The organism is Bacillus sp. FSL K6-2839, from assembly GCF_038003365.1.
Taxonomy (GTDB): Bacteria; Bacillota; Bacilli; order Bacillales; family Bacillaceae; genus Bacillus.
Window position 1 is genome coordinate 1,677,666 of the sequence record NZ_JBBOOZ010000001.1, and the last position, 24,121, is coordinate 1,701,786.

21 protein-coding genes are annotated in these 24,121 nt (G+C 36.6%); 20 read left to right on the plus strand and 1 reads right to left on the minus strand.

Features of this window, described 5'->3' with window-relative positions; all coding sequences use genetic code 11:
* Positions 1–3: 3 nt before the first annotated feature.
* From MHH26_RS08415 to MHH26_RS08460, 10 genes are all read left to right on the plus strand, one after another.
* Entirely contained in the window at positions 4–780 is a 777-nt protein-coding gene (locus tag MHH26_RS08415) for a hypothetical protein (RefSeq protein WP_340973114.1), read from the plus strand.
* Between the two features lie 19 nt (positions 781–799).
* Positions 800–1,375: a hypothetical protein gene (locus MHH26_RS08420; RefSeq protein WP_340973115.1), complete on the plus strand. Its 576-nt coding sequence runs from the start codon at positions 800–802 to the stop codon at positions 1,373–1,375.
* 41 nt (positions 1,376–1,416) lie between these two features.
* On the plus strand, positions 1,417–1,782 hold the full coding sequence (locus MHH26_RS08425) for a hypothetical protein (RefSeq protein ID WP_340973117.1): 366 nt from the start codon (positions 1,417–1,419) through the stop codon (positions 1,780–1,782).
* Positions 1,782–3,221, plus strand: coding sequence for a hypothetical protein (locus MHH26_RS08430; RefSeq protein WP_268493567.1), 1,440 nt, complete (start codon positions 1,782–1,784; stop codon positions 3,219–3,221). The genes MHH26_RS08425 and MHH26_RS08430 overlap by 1 nt, the downstream gene beginning before the upstream one ends.
* A 14-nt stretch (positions 3,222–3,235) precedes the next feature.
* Positions 3,236–3,583, plus strand: coding sequence for an XkdW family protein (locus tag MHH26_RS08435; RefSeq protein WP_340973120.1), 348 nt, complete (start codon positions 3,236–3,238; stop codon positions 3,581–3,583).
* Between the two features lie 10 nt (positions 3,584–3,593).
* Positions 3,594–3,746, plus strand: a complete 153-nt coding sequence (locus MHH26_RS08440; RefSeq protein ID WP_412056572.1) for an XkdX family protein — start codon at positions 3,594–3,596, stop codon at positions 3,744–3,746.
* A 269-nt stretch (positions 3,747–4,015) separates the two neighbouring features.
* Positions 4,016–4,495 carry a hypothetical protein gene (locus MHH26_RS08445; RefSeq protein WP_340973122.1) on the plus strand — a complete coding sequence of 160 codons (480 nt, stop codon included), beginning with the start codon at positions 4,016–4,018 and terminating at the stop codon, positions 4,493–4,495.
* Positions 4,495–4,917, plus strand: coding sequence for a hypothetical protein (locus MHH26_RS08450; RefSeq protein ID WP_340973124.1), 423 nt, complete (start codon positions 4,495–4,497; stop codon positions 4,915–4,917). Before MHH26_RS08445 ends, MHH26_RS08450 begins: the two co-directional genes overlap by 1 nt.
* A 19-nt stretch (positions 4,918–4,936) precedes the next feature.
* Positions 4,937–5,938 (plus strand): tyrosine-type recombinase/integrase, encoded by a 1,002-nt coding sequence (locus tag MHH26_RS08455; protein WP_340973126.1) that lies wholly within the window; start codon positions 4,937–4,939, stop codon positions 5,936–5,938.
* Between the two features lie 142 nt (positions 5,939–6,080).
* Positions 6,081–6,428, plus strand: a complete 348-nt coding sequence (locus MHH26_RS08460) for a helix-turn-helix domain-containing protein (RefSeq protein WP_340973128.1) — start codon at positions 6,081–6,083, stop codon at positions 6,426–6,428.
* A gap of 101 nt (positions 6,429–6,529) precedes the next feature.
* Here MHH26_RS08460 and MHH26_RS08465 read toward each other — a convergent pair whose 3' ends face one another.
* A complete protein-coding gene (locus MHH26_RS08465; protein WP_340973130.1) occupies positions 6,530–7,222 on the minus strand; it encodes a hypothetical protein in 693 nt (230 codons plus the stop codon).
* Positions 7,223–7,321: 99 nt separating this feature from the next.
* On the opposite strand from MHH26_RS08465, the gene MHH26_RS08470 reads away from it, so the two are divergent.
* The 10 genes from MHH26_RS08470 (at position 7,322) to MHH26_RS08515 (ending at position 24,019) form a co-directional block, all read left to right on the plus strand.
* The gene (locus MHH26_RS08470) at positions 7,322–14,167 is read left to right on the plus strand and encodes a phage tail tape measure protein (RefSeq protein ID WP_340973132.1); all 6,846 of its coding nucleotides are present in this window, start codon (positions 7,322–7,324) and stop codon (positions 14,165–14,167) included.
* A gap of 45 nt (positions 14,168–14,212) precedes the next feature.
* A complete protein-coding gene (locus tag MHH26_RS08475) occupies positions 14,213–15,004 on the plus strand; it encodes a phage tail domain-containing protein (protein WP_340973134.1) in 792 nt (263 codons plus the stop codon).
* 10 nt (positions 15,005–15,014) lie between these two features.
* Positions 15,015–17,705 (plus strand): DUF7359 domain-containing protein, encoded by a 2,691-nt coding sequence (locus MHH26_RS08480; RefSeq protein WP_340973136.1) that lies wholly within the window; start codon positions 15,015–15,017, stop codon positions 17,703–17,705.
* Positions 17,706–17,722: 17 nt separating this feature from the next.
* Positions 17,723–18,538 carry a hypothetical protein gene (locus MHH26_RS08485; RefSeq protein ID WP_340973137.1) on the plus strand — a complete coding sequence of 272 codons (816 nt, stop codon included), beginning with the start codon at positions 17,723–17,725 and terminating at the stop codon, positions 18,536–18,538.
* 12 nt (positions 18,539–18,550) lie between these two features.
* Positions 18,551–21,163, plus strand: a complete 2,613-nt coding sequence (locus tag MHH26_RS08490; protein WP_340973139.1) for a peptidase G2 autoproteolytic cleavage domain-containing protein — start codon at positions 18,551–18,553, stop codon at positions 21,161–21,163.
* Positions 21,164–21,298: 135 nt separating this feature from the next.
* On the plus strand, positions 21,299–22,660 hold the full coding sequence (locus MHH26_RS08495) for a peptidoglycan recognition protein family protein (RefSeq protein WP_340973141.1): 1,362 nt from the start codon (positions 21,299–21,301) through the stop codon (positions 22,658–22,660).
* 108 nt (positions 22,661–22,768) lie between these two features.
* On the plus strand, positions 22,769–23,158 hold the full coding sequence (locus tag MHH26_RS08500) for a hypothetical protein (protein WP_106037369.1): 390 nt from the start codon (positions 22,769–22,771) through the stop codon (positions 23,156–23,158).
* Between the two features lie 13 nt (positions 23,159–23,171).
* Entirely contained in the window at positions 23,172–23,423 is a 252-nt protein-coding gene (locus MHH26_RS08505; protein WP_044141821.1) for a phage holin, read from the plus strand.
* On the plus strand, positions 23,423–23,689 hold the full coding sequence (locus MHH26_RS08510) for a hypothetical protein (protein WP_340973143.1): 267 nt from the start codon (positions 23,423–23,425) through the stop codon (positions 23,687–23,689). Before MHH26_RS08505 ends, MHH26_RS08510 begins: the two co-directional genes overlap by 1 nt.
* Before the next feature lie 45 nt (positions 23,690–23,734).
* Positions 23,735–24,019: a hypothetical protein gene (locus tag MHH26_RS08515; protein ID WP_340973145.1), complete on the plus strand. Its 285-nt coding sequence runs from the start codon at positions 23,735–23,737 to the stop codon at positions 24,017–24,019.
* The last annotated feature ends 102 nt before the right edge of the window (positions 24,020–24,121 follow it).

The window sequence follows — 24,121 nt, forward strand, 5'->3', positions numbered from 1 at the left end:
TATTTGTCTAAAGACACTGTAATTCATGACGTTGGTAAAGTCTTGATTAAAAAAAAGAGTGACGGACGAGTGTTTGGATCAGCCGTTACTCAGCTAACATCCCTCGCTCAACAAATCCAAGAAGATTTTCTAAAAGCTGGTTGGGGCAATGCGGATGTTTATACCATTCGCTCTGATAAATCTTTGTCAGGTAATATTAGAAATGCATTTTTCAACTTAGAATTCATGGCTATGATTCAAGGCGTTAGTATCGAAAACAATAAAATTACAATTTGGGAAGAAGAAAAGCTGACTGTGAAAGACAGTAAAGTAACTTTAAAAACCCTGCCAATTGATACTATAGCGTTGAGAAATGAAGATGGCGAATATAGTGAAATGGATGTCATCACTAAAGTTGTCGATATTCCATCCAGCTTCGCTTCTGATGGTGAGAAAGTCACTATTCACTATCCAATTGAAGCCGATGCCGAAACTGTTAAAATTAGCGCAGAGAACTTTTCTGAGAATTATTATCTAGAAATCCACACTATTGAATACGATCCAAAGACAGCTAAGGTTTTCAGCGACCTATATATTCAGCTGCCAAAGGTTACATTCAGCGGAGAATTCGATATGTCGTTAGAAGCTGGACAGGTGTACACACCTGAGTTCGGTTACAAAGCCTTAAGCGAAGATGGGGATATTGGTCAATTCGCAAGAGTCAAACGTGAAAAAGAAGAAGTTGTTACTCCCCCAACTCAGCCAGATGAAGGCGCTAATGATGGCGATCTTGGAGCATAATTAAAGGAGGCATATATTGTTGGGTGACTTTTTAAACCAATCTAATGGACGATATACATCATCTAAAGATGATGGGAATGGCAACCCTATCACCTCTGTTGAAGTGAACAACAAAGAACCAATTGATGTAGCTCTATCAAATGACAAAATTTCTGTAGAAGTTTCTAACACATCTTCCGTTCCGGTTGTTATTAGAAATACAATTCCAATTAAAACAACTGTTCAAAAGGGTTACAAAGATGCGCTGCTTGCCGAAAATGTAGATATTGCAAGTGGAGAGTCCTCTGTATACACCCTTGATTTGGTAGATGATTTTGGCTTATTTAATACATACGGAATTTCATTATTATCAGCGCAAGAAGATGAATTAGGTAAAGTTGATTGTGAAGTTTATGCAACCCCAAAAGCTTCCTCTGCATTTTCTCCTTCTTCCCAAAGCGATAACACCGTGCTATTCAAAGACTCTACACTTACAAAAGACTCCCCTCTTTCTAAAACGATTCCTTTTAGATCGCCTAAAATTTCAATTGTTGTCAAAGCGAGTGGAACTGTTGATTTAACTGGCTTAACTTTAGCTGTATGGGGTATGGATTAATTTATTTATGAGGAGGTCTCCCCTCCTCTTTTTTATAAGGAGTGATTATTATAGCAGAAGATACAGCTCCTATTGTGGTAATTCCTGATCGTACATCATTTGTCTTTCATGAGAAGTCAGTCTCCCCTTCAGATGGTAAGCCTTTTGAAGTTAAACATTATCAAAAATTAGGTATCACCGTAACTGGGACATCTACTTCAAGACGAATTTCGTTTGTAGGAGTAACGAATGATGATCAGGAAATTGAATTAGGAGGTACTCAGTTAAGTGATTACCGAATTGCCGTAGGAACAGAAGGAATTAATGAGGCTTGGGAATTCTCGATTTTCCCTTTCAAGAAAGTCTATATTAAATTAGAAGATGTGACTGATGGAGATGTCTCCGTTTACGGGGAGGTTTCAACTTAATGCTTGACTCAAATATTAGAGGACTCTTCAAGAAAATTGAATACCAAATCGCAAATTTAAAGGGTTTGTTTTCTAAAAACGAGAAACAAATGCTAGATAATATCAATGAGTTTAAAAAAGATAATGAAGAATTCAAAGATAGTCAAAAATATGTTCTAACTGTACATATCGATGATCAAAATAACCCTCATAAAGTAACGAAAAATCAGATTGGGTTAGATAAAGTAGATAATGTTAAGCAAGCTTCTGAAGTGGAGTTTCTAGCACACAAGAAAGATACCGAGCTACATGTAACCGCAGACAAACAAAAATCCTGGGATGCAAAAGAAACTACATCTGGATCGCAGTCTAAAGCAGACGCAGCTTTGCAAAAGTCAAAGGACTTTGTGTCAGGGTTTCAGAAAATGAAAATTACAACTGACACTGGAATGCCATTGCTCTCTCTTAAAGACACATCCATAAGCATCTTAGATTCTGTTATCAATAATGGATTAGGTCAAGGAACGTTCTATGCAATTGCAGGGTCAAAAGACCTTCCGAATAATCGTTCGTTTAGGGGCTTCTTTCATATGACTGATTCCACAAACGGCAAAGCTTCTTTCGGATGGGTATACGCAACGGACTACTTAAATAACATCTACACCAACTATTTAAACAATAGCATTTGGAGTGGTTGGAAACGTCTTTTGACAGATCAAGACGCTATAACCGAAGCTGAAAAGGATAAATGGAACAACGGTCAACTTTATAAATTGACGCAAGATTCAGGGACACGAAAATTGATACCTGAAGGTTCTGATTTACTCACTTTACCGCCAGGGTTTTATTTTGGGATTAACAACAGACTTTTAAACAATCCTGATCCATCTGATACTGGGTGGTTTAATTATGATGTGTCCGAAAGTGGATCGGGTAGAAAAATGATTATAGCTGTAGCGAGCTACAAGAATACGATGTGGTTTGGAACTGTTCATACTAATGGAGATTTCAAAGGGTGGAAAAAGGTATTAACTGTAGAAGATGTGGCAAATACCACTTTTGTTGATACGTATGATCAAGACAATTCTTCAGTTTCAGCTGCTGAGAATGTTGCTACCAAGTTAAATTTTGGAGCTACTAGAGCAGATGATTTATCAGAATACAATCGATCACGTTCAGAGATTACTTTAAAAAATAATGGTCTTTATTTAATCAGGCTTTATATTACTAGCGACAATATTACTGTGGGATCTGACAATGTTTTGTCTTGTTATGTTAATGGTGTGGAATACCAACGACTAGGCAACTGGAGTCCTAATAACTCTGCAAGCACCTGCGTACTATTCCTTCAGCAGAAATTTAAAGCTGGAGACAAAGTGACTTTTTATATAACTCCAAAGAACACCGGGAAAACAATAGTCATTGCCACTTGTTATGTCACTATGTCTCAAATACGATGAGGGGGCACTAATCCTTGAACAAAGCTCTAGCAATTATGTACTTATTTCCTAATGCGATCTTAGGGAAAGATTTCTCTGTAAGAGATGATGGGGATGGGCAATTCATAGACTCATGGCTCATGAAAGATCCTGAGCCCTCTGACGAAGAATTGTTTGCTGCCTGGCAAGAGTATCTGAAATTGGACAATGAAAAACCGATGTCACAGGTTGAAAAGCAATTGCTTCTTATTGGAGAGCAATTGGCGCATGAAAAAATTGCTCGTCAACAGTCTGACAGAATGAATGCTATGCTAGGACAACAGATTGCAGAAATGAAAATTGAGATCCTTAAATTAAAAGGAGCGAACCAGATTGAATCTTAACTTTTGGGTAATGGCGCTGTTTTATAAATGGGCTACGACTTCAATGATAAAGCAAGCTATGTCCTTTGATGATTGCACCGTTGAGGAATTAGAAGAAGGCGTTTTAGCTGAATATGTAACACCTGATCAATACTTCGAAATTACAGGATCGGAATATAAATGAAATAAGAATTTTATTTGAATACAGGAGGATTGTCATTGAGACTTTTTGATGTATCTGAGGACATTTTACTTTTAAAAGGCTTCTGGAAAGAGTCTTTTTGCGGAAAGCTAAAATGGCTTTTCTTTTTGTATCCTATGTGCCTATATACAGCAGTAATTTTAAAACTCGCTATAACTTTATTTTCAATAAAACATTTTATGTTTTTCAAAAAACGCTAACACCTCTCCCCTATTTGAGGTGTTTTTATTTTAATCATAAGGAGAGATATGATGACAACGCAAAAATTAACGCTAGATCATATTAAGGATGGGAATAAAAAGTACGATGAGAAAGTCAAAGTCCAGTTAGATGATAAATTCCATGTTCATATCTACCCCAACTTTGATCCAGTTAAGATTACTCAAATAATCAAAATGGCTCTAAAAGATGTAGTTGAAATCGAATCCAACAAAAAGATTAAGCACAAGCTTAATATTGTTGATCTTTTAAGCATTTATGCAATCCTCACATTCAGTGATATCGCTGATATTCCGCAAGGTATCGTTTCTAAAGTTAACTTAATAACTGAATTGGTAAAGTCTCCATACTTTAAATTAATCAGTGGTTCATTTCCTGAAGAAAGCTTCGAAAGTATTAATGAAAAACTCCTTTCTATGACAGAAGGTGCAATCAGAACTCAAGAGGCTCTTACTGACAAAGCTAACCAAGAAATCCTACAAAAAGTTCAAAAATTAACTGAAGTATCTTAATGGCTAAAAATCATAAAGAATTAGCCGTTATGCTTGAAAAAGCAGCTTTAAAAGCCTTGCAGACTGGCAGTCATACTAAAGAACTCTTAGTCAAAACAGGTCAAGAGCAAGTCCAATCTGTTGTGTATGACTCGTACAATCCTGTGGAATATAATCGAACTGGTGAATTAAAGGCTTCATTTGTTGTAGCTAATGAATCAAATGGAATCTCATTAGATAATACCAGAACGGATGAAGGACGAGATGTTGCGACTATTGTTGAGACTGGTGAAGGATATCAATTCCCTGACGAATATGGTTATGGGTATGGCGAGCCTCGCCCTTTTATGAGCAATGCTGCCGAGAAGCTAAAGCACAGTGGAGAGCTAATGGACGCTGCTATGAAAGATGTTCGCAAGGCTGGTTACAAGACAATCAAATAGCCTGGCGGTGAATTGAAAAATGAGTAAAGAAATTGAACAAAACATGCTTCGAAAAAGAGCGCAGAAACTCCCTGAAGTTACTGATGATATGTGGTCTCAAGTTGATCAAGAACATCAAGATTTAGTTGCTGAATTTTTAGATGCTAACTCATTTAGAGATAAGACTAGAAAGCAGTACAATTCCACCCTTCGCCAATTTTTCTGGTGGGTACACACTTCTTTAAATGGCAAGAAGCTTTATAAAATTACCAAAAGGGATTTTATAAGATATCAGAGTTTCTTAAAAAATCGTGGTATGTCTTCGAGTGGAATATCATTGAAAAAGGCTTCAGTATCATCTCTTAATAATTATATCGAGAGTATTGTTGCAGAAGAAGAACAAAACTATAAAGCTTTTAGAAATTTCACCCGTGGCCTACCTGCAATTCCTAAGACAGTTACATATGAAAAAGTTAAAGTTACATATGATGATTACAAGCTGATGATGGACACATTAAAAGAAGATGAAAATTACCTTGGTATGGCTTGGTTAGCGACAGCATTCAATGTTGGTGCTAGAAGAGCTGAAATTGTACAGTTTAAAACGGAGATACTTGATTATCCCATCAAGGAAGGCAACCCTTACATTACCGCTCACAAAATAATCGGTAAAGGCAGAGGTGAGGGAAAACAATTGGAATATATGGTTAACTTAGAGGCTTTAGAATACATGCGAATATGGAAAGAAAAACGTGGATATGATCATGACTATATCTTTACGACTCAATATGGCGGAGAACCAAAACAGATGTCGGAGTCTTGGGCAGATTATTTTTGTTCAGATGTACTTTCAGACATTCTTGGCAGACGTATCAATCCCCATTTATTCAAGGCATCATGTATTACTTATCTCCTTGAAGTTAAGAAGGTCAAATTGGAATTGGTCAGCAAGAAAATAGCGCATCATGAAGATGTTTCAACAACAATTAAACACTATGATTTAAGAGATTTCGAGGAAGAAAAGAATCAAATTTTTAGTTAAAATCCCTCTTTTATTCAGAATCAAGATCCTTCTTTTGAGGGATTTTGCTTATGGTTAAAACACGAACACCTTCTTTCTTTTGATTCTGGATGATAGAATCGATCTATAAATAAGAATAAGAAAAGTGTTAGGAGTAATTCATATGCCTAGTTTAAGCGAACGACTGAAGTGTCTGAGGAATACGCAACGACCTAAATTAACTCAACAAACTCTAGCAGATGAATTAAATATTACTAGAGCAGCATACGCCAGATACGAAACTAGCGATAACGAGCCTGACATTGAAACTCTGATAAGTTTAGCTAAATTTTACAACGTAAGCATTGAGTATTTGATAACAGGAAAAAGAAACGTAAAGTGTATCAACTTATTGTCTCATAGGGTTAATCCTAAGCTAGCAATGCTTAGCAACGAGCTTTTGGATGCGCCTGTTGATAAACTAAATCATCTAATTCACTTTTGGGAATTCATTAAACTTAAAGACAATTGAGTCACCTTATTGGGATAATCAGAAGTAGAATAAAGAATATAAAAATAGCTCTGCTGAATGCGTATCCTCCCTACAAACGGCACAGCTATTTTTATATGGCTTCACTTAGAAATTGATGTTAGTATTCCGTCTTCAAAGTATAAGTATTTGTTTCCTTTATAAACCCACTGTTTTAAGGTACGATTTTTTGTGACATTTGTGTTTACTTTTGCAGGTCTCCCCCAACCGTTTAAAAGCACATCGTCTTCTGTCATTCCAATGGAAACGCTCTGCGGATCTATTGTCCTATCCTCTATTTGTTTCTTCCTTTCGTATCCTTCGATCTCATTCTTATCTCTTGCTGTGTTTTGGTTTTTAAGATTCTCTAAAGATTTAATTCTAGCCAAATTATCTTTCTTGATTTGCTTGTATTTTAAATCAGTATGAGCATTTGAATATTTAACTTTATCTAACATAGCTTCAATGTATGCATATGAATCGTAGTTTTCAACATTTGTTTTCTTTTCATTTAACTCTTTATTTTTTTTGAAAGCAGAAGCTATAAAATAATAATCTTTTTGAAAAACTTCCTTCAGTTCAGCAGTTTTGCTAATAACCTCATCAAATTTCTCTTCTTTTATAAGCCTTATAAGTTTTCTATCTTCTTCAGTTAAATTGCGGCTATCATTAACAGAGCTTACTTTTTCTTCAGAGGTTACATTTTTAGTACTAGTAGATTCTTCTGATACCTTGTTTTGTCCACAACCGGACAAGATAAAAATAGCTCCCAATATAAATAATATGGATTTATTCATGGCGTTCCCCCATTTACCTTATGTTAAAAGTATAGCTGTAATAAACTGCTTAATCAAACACAAATTTCCGTGCTGTATTGAAAGGATGTGAGCAATTAATTGAGCGAACAACTGAAAATATTTGTTACTCCAGTAGCAGATACCTCTCCAAAGACCACTGATGATCTAAACAAGCAAATAAAACAAATTCAATCTAAGCTAAATGCCCTCGAATTAAAAACAAACATTGACACCAACACCCTAAAGACTCTAAAAGAGTTCACTTCTGCATTTGACAAATATCAGTCCAATTTAAAAAATTACAACGACACTGTTAAAGAAACCACAAAAATCACCCAACATCTTAATGGCAATGTTACAAAGGTAACTCAGGAACATAAACGCAGTGGAGAAATTATCCAGCGAACAACTGAGAAAATTAAAGAGCAAACAACCGAAACTAATAAATTAGCAAGTGCTCAACAAAAACTCGGTCAAGTTGTTAAAAGTACTGAGAGAATGAATGCTCAAGGTAAAGTTACAGGCTCTACTCAGAAAAATCGTGATGGTTACAAAGATTATACATATAATCTTGATGAAAAAGGAAATGTGAAAAACTCTACTGTTTCCACTAACTTCGATAAAAAAAGAAAAGATATTGATGCGTTAAACGCCTCTCTTCAGAAACTTCGTGAGCAAGGTATTCTATCTGATACTACCCTTTCCTCTCTCGGCCGTAAAATCAACCTTGCTCAATCTTCAGCTCAAATCGACTCTCTCAAACAAAAAATTCGCACATTGGATGACAAGTCGTCTGCTGTAGCAAAAAACAATGAGTTAAAACAAACCATTGCACTATATCAACGCCAAGCTCAACTTAATGCAAATAATTTAACTAGCAAATATGGAAATAACTTGAGTAATCAAAGCAAGGCGCAAATTCAAGAATACCTTCTTTCCGTGACTCAACTTACCTCTAAAACCCCTGCATTATCCTCAAAGATAAAAGACCTCAATATGCAGTTTAGAGAGCTTTCGTCCTCTATTCAAAACTCAACTCAAAGAGCAACAACATTTGGACAACAATTGGGTGATGCTTTTAGTCGTATTCCAGCATATTTGCTGTCAGGTTCTATATTTTATGGAGCTATTACAGCTCTAAAAAATATAACTCAGCAAGCTGTTGAAATCGACACTCTAATGACAAATATCCGAAGAGTCATGGATTTGCCAGATTACAAATTCAATGAGCTCCTTCAAACTTCATTAGATTTAAGTAATGAATTATCAAACAAAGTATCAGATGTTCTAGAAATTACGGGAAGTTTTGGTCGAATGGGTTTTCAGGCAGATGAACTTTCCGATTTAACCAAAACAGCACAAGTTTTGCAGAATATTTCAGATCTAACTGCATCAGATACTGTAAACACTCTTACTGCAGCCATGCTCAATTTCAACGTATCGGCAAAAGATTCAATTTCTATCGCTGATAAACTTAATGAAGTTGACAACAATTTTGCAATTTCCACGCTCGACATGGCTAATTCGATAAGAAAAGCTGGAAGTACCGCTTCCACCTTCGGCGTTGAATTGAATGACTTAATCGGCTATACAGCAGCCATTGGGAGCACAACACGTGAAAGTGGAAATATAGTCGGTAACTCATTAAAGACCATTTTTGCGAGAATTGGTAATAATAGAAGCTCTATTAAAGCCTTAGATCAAATCGGCATCTCTGTGCAAACGGCAGCTGGTGAAGCAAAAACTTCAAGTCAGTTAATTGGCGAAGTAGCAGAAAAATGGGACAGCTTGTCTGATGCCCAAAAGCAAAACACATCGATTGGTGTTGCGGGTATTTATCAGTTATCCAGATTTAACGCCCTATTGAATAACTACTCAATCTATCAAGACGCAGCTAACACTTCTGCAAACTCAATGGGTTCGGCATGGAAAGAACAAGAAAAGTATGCTGATAGCTTACAGGCGCGGATAAACCGCCTTCAGAATACGGTTACTGAATTCGCTGTTGCCGCCAGTGATGCCTTCATTTCAGATGGTCTTATCGCTTCTACAGAAGCTCTAGGAAACTTCATGGGATTGACCACTGGCTTAGTTAAAAATATCGGCTTCCTTGCTCCTGCTTTCGCAACAGCTACAGTGGCCACTATACTGTTTTCTAATGCTTTAAGAACAACGGCTATGCAAAGTGGCGCTCAAATCATTAACACACTTAAAGCGCTCCCTCTTACATTGCAAACATACTCAACTGGTGCAGGGATAGCAGCAACGACAAACAGAGTTCTTTCCCTTTCTTTTGCCACTTTAGGAAAAGCAGCAAAATCTGCTGGATTGTTTTTAGCAGGAGCCGCATTGCCTATTGCAGGATTTGCTGCATTGGGATTTGTTGTTGAGAAATTGGTTAGCGCTTATTCTGATGCAAAAAAAGCTCAAGAAGATTTTGAGACTGCACAAAGCACCTCTATCGAAGCTTGGACTACGAATAAAGAAGCTACTCAAGGATTAATCGATAAGTACAAAGAACTTCGTAAAGCTAAAGACGAGAACCAACTAACGCCTGAAAAAGAACAAGAATACTTATCAGTCTCTCAACAGTTGGCAGCAACATTCCCTAACCTTGTTGAAGGATATGACGCTCAAGGTAATGCCATCATTAAGAACAACGAAGCCTTAAAAGAGGCAATTAAATACACTGAAGAGATGGCAAACTTCAATAAACGTGATTTAAAAGATAACGCAACTTCCAACTTTGAAGATCAAATTAAAAAGTTAAAAGAACTGAACAAGGAAATGGAAGCTAATAAAACTTTAGCTGAGAACTACAAAGAAGGCTCAAGTTGGATTACAAGAATCTTCGAAAACCCCTTTGCTAGTAATGATGATTACGTAAAAGAAGGATACAAATACGAACGTGAAGCCTTGCGTGCGAAACAATCAATAGTAAGCGCAAATGCTGAAATTCAGGCTTCAGTATTAGATGTAATCAGTGCATTTAATTCCATTGATATTAACCCAAATATCAAACAATCAATCACCGATATATTAAACACAATGGACTTTAGCAAGTTAAGTCCTGAACAACTTAAGAGCTTTTCACAGCAAGTAGCTGTCATTATGGACTCGCTTCAAAAGTCTCTAAACAATGGCAATGGTTCAGAATTTGACAAACAAACAGAATCACTAAAATCACTCATTATAGAATTTTCGGACGGGAAAGTAAAAGTTGATGACCTAAACCTCTCCTACTCTACTCTTAAAGAGTCATTAGACCAAGCTAAAAATGCTGGTGATTCAGCAAAAGTAACCTGGAATGAAAATGGCGAAGGTGTAGATGAGTTAGGTGAGTCAGTTGGTAACCTATCCGATAAGCTCAAAGAAGTTAAAGGTGATATTGAAGCTACTACAGATGTTTTAGATCAATTACTGCAATCTGGCCAAGCTACAGCAGCAATGGAAGCTTTACAAGGTGATGTATACGATGACTTAGCTGATCAGGTATCCCCTCTCAATGGATTACTAGAAAAAATGGCTGAAGGCAAGTCAATCTCGGCTTCAGAAGCGATGAAGCTTATTCAAAAGGAAAAAGATTTAGCGGGTGCGATTTCAGTTGAAAACGGCATTGTGAAAATAAATCGTGATGCAGTAATAAAGCTGCGAAACGCAAAGGTTAAAGCATATGCAGATATGCAAACATCCGTAAAGCAAGAACTATTGAATCAAGCTAATGCATTAAGTAAAAAAATCGGATATTACAAGTCTGAAATTACAGCCATTAAAACTGTTCAAGATGCTCTAAGAAAGAAAGCGGAGTTAGAAAAACTCAAAGAAGATTCTTTGAAAATGACCAATGGCAAGCAAGATCAACTCGCTATCGAACAATTTAAAGCAGCTCAAAGAGATCTTGGTGAATTATCAGGTATCACTGATCAACTAGAAGAATTAGATAAGCTGTCAGACTTAACTCAAGCATCTCTAAATGAAACAGGAACGTCTTTTGAAACAATGTCGGATTCAGCTGACAAGGCTTCAAAATCAACGAAAGATTCAATCTATGTTGCAGACAAATATAAAGAAGCATTAGAGCGAGTTAATAAACAAATTGAAGAGCAAAACAGAAAGACAAACGATTACCCTAAATGGTCACAGAAATATCGTGATTCGATTAAGAAAGAAATCAAGGCGTTAGAACGAAAAGAAAAACTTCTCAAGAGTCAGATTAAGCTACTTAAAGAACAAATTAAATCTGGATACATTGCTCAAACGGGCATAGTTGATTCTTCTTCATCCTACTCCCCTTCTAGCTCTTCATATTCCGCTTCAGGTGGTTCTTACTCAGGGAAATACTCAAACATTATCAATCAAGCTGCATCGAAATACAATGTTCCAGCTGCGTTAATTGCTGCGGTTATTAAGCAAGAATCTAACTTCAACCCTACTGCTCGTTCATCGGTTGGAGCAACTGGTTTAATGCAACTTATGCCTGCTACAGCAAGAGGTCTAGGAGTTAAGAATTCTAGGGATCCTTATCAAAACGTAATGGGCGGTACCAAGTATCTTAAGCAAATGCTTGATAAGTTTGGTTCGATTGAAAAAGCTTTAGCTGCATACAATGCGGGGCCTGGTAATGTAACTAAATATGGTGGTATCCCTCCGTTTAAGGAAACGCAGAATTACGTTAAGAAAGTAAACAACTATTTTAAACAAATGGGTGGTTCACTATCCTCTAGTGGTGGATCGGCTGCTGGTTATTACGATTCCATGAGAAGAACATCTCATTTCGGTCAGCAAGAAAAAGGTTTGCGCTCTGCGCCTCATAAAGGTTTAGACTTAGCTGCTAAATCAGGTACTCCAATCAAGTCCCTTAAATCGGGAAAAGTCCTCACTGCTGCATATTCTAAATCTGCTGGGTATTGGGTTGTTGTCCAACAAGATGACGGCACCGTAGCGAAGTATATGCATATGCAAAAAGGTCTCAATGTTAAGGCTGGACAAAAGGTTCAAGCTGGGCAAACTCTTGGCAAGATGGGAAGCACTGGTCGCTCTACTGGCACTCACCTTCATATGCAAATTGAGAAAAACGGTAAAGCGATTGATCCTGAAGCATATATGCAACAAATAGGCTCAGATTTGTCTAGCTCTGAAGCTGAACGTCAACAAGCTATTTCACAAGCTAAATCAGATTTATTGGGACTTGAAGGTGATCTATCTTCTGTCAAAGACCAAATTCAAGACCTGCAATATGAAATCGTTCAGTCAAAACTTGATGAATTCGAGAAGCGTAAATCTGACTTAGAATTGAAAGTTGCTCAAAATCAATCTAAGGCAAGTCGTTATCTTAATGACAGTGCTCAGTTTAGAAAATATACAAATGAGCAACGTAAAGCAGTTGAAGCGCAACAAAAGATACAAACTCAAAAGGTTAGTTGGATAAACAAAGAGCTAAAGCAAAATAAGCAATTGAATGCTGCTCAGCGTGATCAATTACGTGAAGAATTAAAGCAAGCTAAACTTGACCTCATCAGCATTAAAGATCAAGTTTACGAGCTACAAGCTACCATTGTTCAATCTAAAACTGATCAAATTCTTAACAATATTGATAAGTCGGCCAAAAAGACTGAATCAAAGCTTAAGAATGTCGATATTAAGATTCAAACAACTGAAGAAGACAAAGATAAAGTTAAGTACTATAGTCAGCAAATCAAGCTGATTCAGCAACAGCAAAAAGAAGCTGCAAAGTACATAAAAGATTTAGAGAAACAAAAGAAAGCAGCTAAGGGTTTCCCTGAAATCCAAAAGCAAATATCGGATGAAATCTCATCTTGGAAAGATAAGCAAAAAGATTTCAATCTAGAGCTTTATCAGACCAAGAAAAGTATTAAGGATATTTATAAGTCGCTTGCTGATGAAGTTGTCTCCATTTATAAAGAAATGTACGAAAAGATGCGTGATATTGAGCTTGAAGCTCATCGTAAAGCTACTCAAGATATCATTGATGGCATTGACAAGGAAGACGATGAAGCTAAGTTCCAAAAAGATTTAAAAGATCGTCAGGAAAGCATTCAAAAGCTTCTAGATCAGATAAATCAATACGCATTAGATGATTCAGAGTTTGGTAAGTCAAAGGTTAAAGAGCTTACCGAACAGATGCAAAAAGAACAGCTTGATTTAGACCAATTCCTAAAAGATCGTGAAAACTCCAAACGTAAAGAAGCGCTACAAGATCAACTTGAAAAAGATGAGAAATCAATCAACACAAAATATGATGATCTTGTAAACGATGATCGTGGGTTCAAGGATTTAGAAGGAAAATTGATGAACGGTAAGATTAGTGATATCAATAAACAGCTTTCTGAGTTCACTAAATTCATCAATTCAAATATGGAGTCAATCGGCAAGTCTATCTCTTACAATTTGATCGATAAGCTTAAAGAGGCTTCAAATGCTCTTGGTTTTGTCGTTAAGGGAAATACAACAGGTAAAAAGGTAGCCGCTTTTGACACTGGTGGTTACACAGGCACTGGTTTAGGTAGTGGCAAATTAGCTGTACTCCATGATAAAGAGTTAGTTCTTAACAAGACTGACACTGAAAATATGCTTAAAGCTGTCGAAACCGTTAGAGAAATCAGCCAAAATGATGTGCCGTTTACTCCGAAATGGGGTTCTGGGCAAAAACTAAGTTCAGTGATCTCTACAGTTCCAACCGAAGTTAAAATGGCTGGTGCGAATATTGTTAAAAGTGCTGCGTCAGCTATTAGCATTATTCCTAGTGCGATCACCAAGCTTACAAAAGCGCCTCAGCCTACAGTTATGTCTTCTGTGTCGAACGATCAGGGCGATGTTTACAATCTAACCTTGCAGATTGATAAGATGGTTGGCGATGAAAATGGTGCAAACAATGCTTTGGAAAACATCAGAAGAGGATTAAAGCAAATGAAAGGTAAGGTATAAGAGTCTGAAATCAGGCTCTTTTCCTTTTAACTAAGGAGATTTTAAATGATAAAAGAAAGCCAATATTTTTTATTTAATCATATAAGATCTATTGATATGGGTGTTGTTAATGTTAATACTGATGGTGGCCTACAAGAAGAGAACTTTTTAGCGGGAAAGACAATTAACGAAACGTTTCTTAAAGATAGACCTGATCCTATTGTTGATAGTATTGTTTATGAACCTTTTGAGATGCCTTTGAACTTTTATGTTGATCAGAACATTCGTGAAGGATTTTATAAAAATAGAAATCTTACTCAAAAGAAACTAAGAGAAATTGCAAAATGGTTGACGGTTACTGACTACTCTCCCCTCTCCTTCAGCTCGAATTTAGATATCGTTTACTACGCAATTCCATTGAATGCTATGGATTTAGTACATAACTGTTCTGAAGACGGCTATATACGATTGACTATGAAAGTCCTCCCTTTTAAATTCAGCACAAAAATCTCAACACCTTGGATAAACCCTTCAAATAAAGTTGATAACATTATCACTTTTGACAATAAGGGAGACTTAGATGTCCCTCTCTCAATGGAGATTCGAAAAATAGGTGATGGGAATTTAAAAATCACGAATCTCAGTATGTATCGAACTCCTTTCATAATTGATAAATTAAAAGATAAAGAAGTACTACAAATAGACTCAGTAAAAGAGTTAATGGAATCTAGTGTGACGGGCTACGAATGTTACGAACAATCAAACGAAAGCTATGTGATTCTTGGTGAAGGTCAAAATAGAATCAAAATCGAGGGGTCATGCTTGATAAGATTTAGCTATCGATTCAAATATTATTAAGGAGGTTGCTATGAATTTAGGAGAATTCACTTTTAAGCCAGGTAAACTTAAATTAGAGCTATGTAAGACGAACAAAAAGAAAATCGCAAATATTGTTGATTTTAATAGCGCTTCAGTCAACCTAAATCACGCAGCCATTAATGATTTGAGTTTTAGCATACCTCTTAAAACTAGATATGGTGATGAAATTAAACCAAACCATGTTGCTCAACTTATCAGGGAATGGTACTTGATTAAGGCCACTTTCTTGAACCGTACAGAATACTATGTAATTGACAGTATTACAGATTCCAGTAGCCAAGAGAAATCTGAGATTCAGGTAAGTTGTCAACTCTCTCCTTATATGCTAAACAAACCAAAAATCAGGCAATATGAAGGTATATCAAAGAACCTCCAAGAAATCGGTGAGGTTTGTCTAAAGGGAACTGGTTGGGCTGTTGGAGAAATTGAAAGTACGCTTAATGAAAAAAGACGATCATTCTCCATTGGATCAATTACATCGAGGTTTGATTTTCTAAGGAATATTTGTGAAACATTTGACGCTGTGCCTGTATTTGACACTATCAATGATAAAGTATCCTTCTTCGAAAAGGACAGTATATCTAAATACAAAGGTGTTAAGATTTCATCTCATAACTTTATGATTGATATGACAGATACTAGAAGCATGGATGATGTCGTGACTAGGCTTCATGTAACTGGAAAAGACGGAATTGTTATCAATTCAGTTAATCCAACGGGTCAAGGTTACTTGGATGACTTCAGCTTCTTTTTAAACCCATTTCAACGTGATGAAAACAGGAATGTAGTTAAAAAAAGTGACTACATGAGCAATGAATTGTGTCATGCTTTGTTAGATTACAATGAGATGGTAAACAAGGAGTCTGGAGCATTTAAAGCTCTGTTGAATGAAAAAAAACGGATAGAAGCCAACAAAACAACTCAAGAAAATGAATTATTCATACTGAAAAGCTTAGAATTACAACAAATCCTAGATCGAATCGAAGTTGTCAAAGAAACTAATGGTGATACTAAGGATTTAATTAAACAAAGGGATGCAAAGATAAAAGAGGTAGACAAAAAAAAGGCTGAGATTGTTCAAAGTAATTCAGAACTTTCTGCGATCAATGACAAGATTGAACAACTTAGAAAACAGTTAGATATGGATAGTTATTTAGGTGAAAAACTGTCAATCGAACTGTCTAAATTTGTTCACGAAGATGAATGGACTAATGAAAATATCTTCGATGAAACGGAATTGTACGAAAAGGGTTATGAAGAGTTAGATAAGCGTAAATCCCCTCCTATCGACATCAAAACAAATATAGTCAACTTTTATAATGCTCTAAGTGAAAAGGAATATTGGGACAGAGTTTCTTTAGGTGATATTGTTAGAGTACAAAAAAAGCAATTTGCAACTGAATATAAAGCAACCTTAACTGGTATGAGCTTAAATTTTGATGATGCATCTATTTCTGTAGCAGTCTCAAATGGAAAAAAACCTAAAAAAGACGATGACTTTATCCAATTGATTTATAGAGTTGATAAAGCATCTACTGAATTCAACACTCGGAAAATCGATTATGATACGCTTGCTACCAATTACAACGCACGCAATGATCGTATTTCTATCCCTCCATCTTCTCCAACCATCGGAATGAAATCTGTGACTCACAAAGTGAATGAAAATGGCTCTGTCGATATTTCGGTCTCTTGGAATTATCCAACGTCGGATGAAGATAAGTACAATATAGACGGTTTCATCGTACATTGTTATCCTGATACATCTTCAGACACCTACTTGTTTGGTGCTTCGTTAGCCAAGGAGCAACGAATTTCTGTTAGATATGATAAGCGAATAGCTACCTTTACTTCACAAGTTCCAACAAAATATTTCACTTTTGGAGTACAGTCCTACAGAAATGTTGAAACCTCAATTAGTTCCAATGGTGTTTTGTTATCAGATATTGTTCAACCGCAAGCGCCATATGAGAATCCGTATAGGCCTTCCAGTACCGTTGAGGTTAAAGGGAAAGTAAATGGATTGTATCAGATTTCTACAAGTGAAAAGCCCTCAAATCCAGATGTAGGTACCCTTTGGATTGACCCAGCAAACAATAAATCTGAACTATATGATGGTGAACAATGGATTGTCCAGACTGCAGGTAGTGCAGACTCTTTAAATGGGATCACTCCTGCTTTACATGAAGAACCAAACACTATTCCTGTAAGAGACGACAACGGAGTGATTTCAGCATCTATTTCGGGTAGCGCATCTAAATTAGGTGAGTATACAGACCAAGACTTTATTTTAAAAACAGATAAGGATGCACCAAATGGAATTGCAGCATTAGATGCAAACGGAAAGATTAAACTGTCTAATCTTCAGCAATTAAATTTCGCAGGTACTTATATCGGCAATGGGACTCAAAACAGAACAGTCTCCCTTCCCTTTTCCCCTTCCCTAGTTAAGATTAGATCAACAGTTCAAAGCGATCCTGCGTTAGCTATTGTGAGCACTAGTGGAGGCTATGTGGAGGAAATATTCGAATCAAATATCTATTTTAAAGGAATAAACAACCTTCCAGATGGCACAAACGGACGACTTGTGAATATGGGATTTGTGACTGGTTCTGATTCAACGTTTAAAGGTAATAAGCAAGGAGTTACTTACTATTTCGAAGCGTATAGAAATCTCTAAGAAAGGAGTGATTCTAAATGGATTTCCCAAAACTATATAATGACCCCATCTTATATAACAAAAGAAAAGATACATATGATGATCCATACATGAGTTACGATGAAACACACTCTGTTCTGAATGGGCGAATATTTTTAACCGAAAACCCCAATCGTGAAAATAGGGTTGTCATAAGTGGTGGCAACAAAGAGTGGAAAGAAATTGAAGATGGCCAATTAGAAGATGACTGTTATCGTGTTGATTACATGATGGGAGTTGTCTTTTTTAATTCCTCTAACGAAGGAAAAGAATTGCAAGTTAAATACGTTGGTGAAGGTGCACATTTCTTCCCTGCAGCACGTATTTGGATTAAACGATCAGGTGATACAGTAGTCGAGACACTTCAAGGTCTAATTGATGAAGCAGAAGATTGTATCATTCGAATGAACGAGAGAATTTTAGAATGTGAACGTGTCATCAAACGTTGTATAGAAATAACTGAATGGTGCAGAGCCATCACATCAAACTATGAATATGTTGTTGAGAATACAAAAAAAGAGTACAAACCACTTGTTAATACATACACAGAATTGCTAGATACTTACCCTAACCCTCTTGTTGGATGGACAGTAACAGTCAGAGATTCAGGAATAGTATACAGATGGGATGGTTTTGATTGGATAAATATCAGCATCTCGGAAGAGTTCGATGGTTACGATGTTATTACAAGTTATAACGAACCTCATAACATCAAAAGAGTATGGCTGCGTTTAAATGCACCACCTAAAAAAAGAAGAATTAAGCCTTCTGTCGATGCTCCTATAGGTGGGCTTATTTGGTTTAGAAAAGAATAAAAGGAGGAAAATATGGCATTTGAAAATGAATTAATTCCAGTTAATACATTAGGTGTTCAAGATGAGGAAACTGGTAAATGGATACCAGTAGATGCCGTGGCGCTAAGATCGCACACAGATAGACTGACGATTGACGAGATCAAAGATAAGTTTATTGAAACATACAACGAAATACTTAAAGTTGATAAAAGTTTAGCTGAAAAGATATTGCTTGTTGACAAATCGACTAAAGATGAAATTAATGGTATGAAGAATACTATCGGTAATATAGACGACTTTCACGCTACTGGTACAAACCTAGTAGAAAAAGTAATCAATTCTTTAATTGAAAGAAGAGTTAACGTTAAGGACTTTGGCGCAAAAGGTGATGGAGTTACAAATGATCAAGCAGCATTTGAATTAGCCCTTTCCTCAAGCTATTCTGAAATTTTCGTTCCCGAAGGCACTTATTTAGTAATGGGATTGTCCGTCCCTTCTTATACAAGATTGATCGGAACAGGAAAATCTTCAATCATCAAACTTCATAGAAGTGCTGACCCTAAAAAGGACGTTATAGTAACTAAGCCTGGAGCTGAATACGTTCAAATTGAAAACTTAACCGCAGACTGGAATAGATCAAAGACTAACAATACAATTGGTTCAGGCGCAAACGCAACTTGTGTTAGCATTAAAAAAGCTAAATTTGTATGGATTCGCAATGTATATGCTGAGAATGCTGGTCTTCATGGTTTCGATGTAACCTCTCCTTCATATAACAAATCCACTGATAATCAGACAGTTTATCAAACTGGTGGATCGAGTTACGTTTGGATTGATAATTGTGTAGCGTCAAATTTCGGCGATGACGGCTTCACTACACACTTCTCAGAGTATATCTTTATCACAAACTGTTATTCTTTTGATGGAAATGGATCAGCACACCCTTCCAAAGCTTCAAATACTAACGGATTCGAAGTTGATGATGGATCTAAGAACGTTTGGATTGGTAACTGTCATAGTCGAAAGAATGCAAGAGGATTCGAAGTAAAAGCTCATGCTTCTGCTCCTGCAGCTCAAAATGTTAACTTGTCTGACTGTACGTCTTTGAATGATATTAGAAGTTTTGATTTTCGACATATTGGACATCATCTATCAACAGACCCTCTTTCCACAACAGCAAGAAACATAAATGTGGTAAACTGCTTTGCAATTAAACCTATATACAGCACTATGTATGAAGGGCTTTCCCCAAAAGCGTTAGTTGTTTCTGCATTTGTAAACGTAAATATATCTAATTTCCACGCAATTGGCGATCCTTCTTATGATTATAAAAAAAACCCTGCAATTGCTTTTCAATACAAAAGTCGTAATATTAACGTTTCGAATATAACTGTAAAAGATTTTAGAACATCAGATGCCGATATTTACATTTATGGTGGAGCTCAAAAAACCGATTACGTTAATATTTCTAATGTGAGTATTTTTGAATCTGCACCTATTGGAATTAAAGTAGGTAGTGGCGTGACTAACGTTAATATTAGTAATGGAAGTTTGATCGGAAGGAATGCTGCTGGTTCAATTGGAATCTATTGTTACAATAACCAAGCTAACATTAACTCCGTAAATGTTGAGAAGTATTCAACTCCCAGTGAAATGGCCGGAAACAAGTACACGTTCATACCTAACAACTTTAAAAATGGAACACGGATTGCTACAACTTCTGGGTACGCTAAAACAAAAACTTCTTTCATTGCTGCATCAACTGGAGGGGCACAAGTAACCGCTGAAGCAGCTGCTGTAATAGCTACAACAGGTGGAGCAAAAGCTAGAGGCATGCGTAATGCAGTTATCGCTTCGTCAGGTGGTTCCAACACTTCAGCTGAAGGAAGCCGCTCTTTAGTTGTAGCATCCAACAATTCTTCAATTGTAGGCGCAGGCTCTTCCAGAGTTGTAATCGGTTCTAATGGAGTTGCAAATAAAAAAGACTACACAACTACATGGGGATACGGTACAAGTGCCACTCCTCTTTCATCCAACATTAAACTAGAAATTCATTCTAAAACAGGCGATGTCACTAGTGCGGGACAAGTAAAAGGAGGCTCAACCTTTTCCGACTATGCTGAGTATTTCGAATCTGTTGATGGTAAGTCAATTCCTTCAGGATATTTTGTAACCCTCGAAAACGAAAAGATTAAAAAAGCAAATCTAGGAGACCAAGTTCTTGGTGTTATCTCCGAGACAGCTGGAATTGTCTTAGGAGAATCAACGTTTAACTGGCAGGGTCGATACGTGAAGAATGAATTTGGAGGATTGATATACGAAGATGTAGATGTAACTTTTATTAACCAAGATGGTGTTGAGGTAACTGAAATAAGAAGAGTGCCTAAAGAGAATCCTTATTTTAATCCTGAAGAAGAATATGTCGCTAGATCTGAACGCCCTGAATGGAATGTTGTAGGCATGTTCGGACAGGTTCATGTAAGAATTGATGAAACTGTACAGACGGGAGACAAAATTGTACCGAAAGCAGGTAAAGGTACTAAATCTACTTCTAATCAAGGATTCCATGTGATGAAGGTTACAACGCCGTTTAGTAAAGAACGTGGCTTTGGTGTAGCCGTGTGTTTAATTACACCACAATATTAAATAAAACTATGATTTTATAGGAATATATTCAATACATAACAGAGAAAGACAGAGCATGCCATACGTGAGAACGAGAGAGTTGGGTTATCCCCTGCTCTCTTTTTGTGCTCTAAAAATTAACTGGAGGAATTTAATTTGAGAATTACGCAAAGTTTGCTCACCCCCAACAAATACTCTAGACCTCAAACCGCATTAAAATCGGTCAAAGCTGTTGTAATTCACTGGGTTGCTAATCCAGGTTCATCCGCAGAAGGAAACCGCAACTTCTTCAATAATCGTAAAAGTGGCACTTCTGGGTTTGGCTCAGCGCATTACATTGTAGAAGGCGCAAAAGTAATTCAATGTTTGCCGAATAGTGAGCTGGCCTATCATGTTGGTTCGAATGTTTACACAGCAAGTGCGCTTAGAAACTTAAGCTCTTATCCGAACAACTGTACCATTGGCATTGAGATGACTCATCCTGATTGGACTGGTAAGCCCGATGCCACAACTTATAAAACAACTGTAGAATTAGCTGCCTCTCTTCTTAAAACATACGGACTAAAATCTGAAAATCTGTGGACTCATAACCAAGTTGTAGGATGGAAAGACTGCCACCGTTATTACACTAACAACCCAAGTGCATGGGTTCAATTTGTCAGTGATGTTAATAAAGCTTTAACAGGTAAAACTGTAACTATCCCAACACCTAAGCCATCAGACAAAAATGATCTTGAATTAGTTGAAGCTTACGGTCTTGGTGATAAAGGTGCAAAAGTTAAAGAAATTCAGTCTAATCTAATTAAGCTTGGCTATAAATTGCCTAAATACGGTGCGGACTCCCACTTTGGTGATGAAACTGTCGCTGCTGTGAAGGCATTCCAAAAAGCAAATAAGCTTGCAGTAGATGGAATCGCTGGTAAAGCGACTCTTGCTAAGATCAAAGAGTTGTTAACTAAATCAAAAACCCCTTCTTCCCCAACTCCTTCAAAGTCTAGCTCTTCTAAAGCAAGTGGCTCTCTAAAATCTAAAGTTGACAGTCTTCGATTTTATGCTAAAGCTTCATGGGATGATAAAGATGTTGTAGGTACTGTGAATAAAGGTATTGGCTTCCCTACTGTTGTTGAAAAAGTTAAGGTCGGAACATCATACCAATATAAAGTGAAAAACTCTAAAGGTGCGACGTTTTATATCACTGCTTCTGATAAGTATGTTGAAGTAACAGGTGCAGTTAAAACATCTACTCCTGCTAAGAAAGCTTCAAAGCCAAAACAGACTACTAAAAGCTCTGCAATTAAATCGGCAGGCAAAATTAAAATTATCGGCGTATCAAATGCAGCTATTATTATGGATAAGCCTGACCGCAATTCAGCCAAGAATTTAGACACCATCGGACTAGGAAAAACAATTGAAATCTCAGGATCTGTAAAAGGTTCTAACAACCCTAAAGGATACTGGGAAGTAATCCATAAAGGTAAACGAGCTTATATTTCAGGTCAGTATGGAAGCAAAGTATAACTAAATTAATATAGATTTTTGTGGATTTACAAATATCCATGAGAATTTATGAAAATCAACTTCAAGGAGGTGAACTAAAGTCACCTCCTTCTCTAAGGCTGGTGTCAAATGGAAAGTAATGACGTTCATGTTCGTATCAGCTTGCTTGAAGAAAAATCAAATCAGCAAGCAATTCAAATTGTTAAGCTAGAAGATAAAACAAATACACTCAACAGAATTGAAATGATATGCGAACAACAACTTGAATTTAATAAAGAATCTCAAAAGCAATCGAAAGAGTTAACTTCAACACTCATTGAAATGAGTAATAATTTAAAAAACCTCAATAAATCTTATGAAAAATTAGATACACGGGTTGAAACTCTTGAACGAAGTGATTCAACAAGAAAGATAGATCCCTCGCAGTTTACCAAAGATATTTTTTATAAGATTCTTCCCTCAGTAGCTGCAACGATAATCGGAGCATATTTGCTATACCATTTCGGAATTAATAAATAAGGAGCTTGATGTAATGAAAATTAACTGGAAAGTACGTTTAAAAAAGAAAACATTTTGGGTGTCAATCCTCTCAGCCATCCTTTTATTCGTTCAAATGATCGCTGAGGCATTCGGTTATGACTTAACAGGATTTGGCGATGATCTAACTGTGAAATTTAATGCACTTCTCACATTCTTATCCATTGTCGGTATTGTAGATGACCCAACTACTAAAGGTGTATCTGACAGTGATCAAGCTTTAGAATATGACGAGCCTAGAAAATAATGAATACAGTCAACATTAAGTATTCACCATACCCAAATAAATTCAGTGAAGCCCACATTAATGCTGAGGGTGAGGAGAAAGTTCTAACTCTGTTGTTAGACGAAGTTGAAGTTCCCCAAGCTGATGAAGAAAGTGAACCAGCCATCTTCCCCGTTCTCAAGATTGCACTCTCTGAAGGCTTGGGCAACGAAGACATTTTAAGGATGGAAAAAGAAGATGCTAAAGCATTTCTTCAAGTTTTAAAAGATATGATTAAACAAATGTGAGAGGGTAATCCCTCTCTTTTTTTCATTTTTAATGGAGGTTAAATTATGCGATTAGGATCTGGATACAAAGGCTCTTTAAAACTAGAGTCAACAAACATTGAGAACTTCGATATTGTCCCTCCAGAATCACAAGGTTCGAATAGACCGACACAGTTTTATAAATTTCAATTTCGCAATGACCAAGATTGCACTGTTTCTATAAATCACGGAGAACCCATTTTCATCAGGGCTGGAGATGGTTTTTCAATGGATCATATCGATGCTCCAATCTTTAGTTTTGTAATTAAAGAAAAAGGAATTCAATACAACTTTGCTGGAGCTCACACATGAGCTTTTTCAATCCAAGAATAAATAACGGAATATCACTGAAATGGTCTTTTGAACATATCCCTAACGAGAACGACCAAACAGTCTCGTATATTGTAGTTCCAG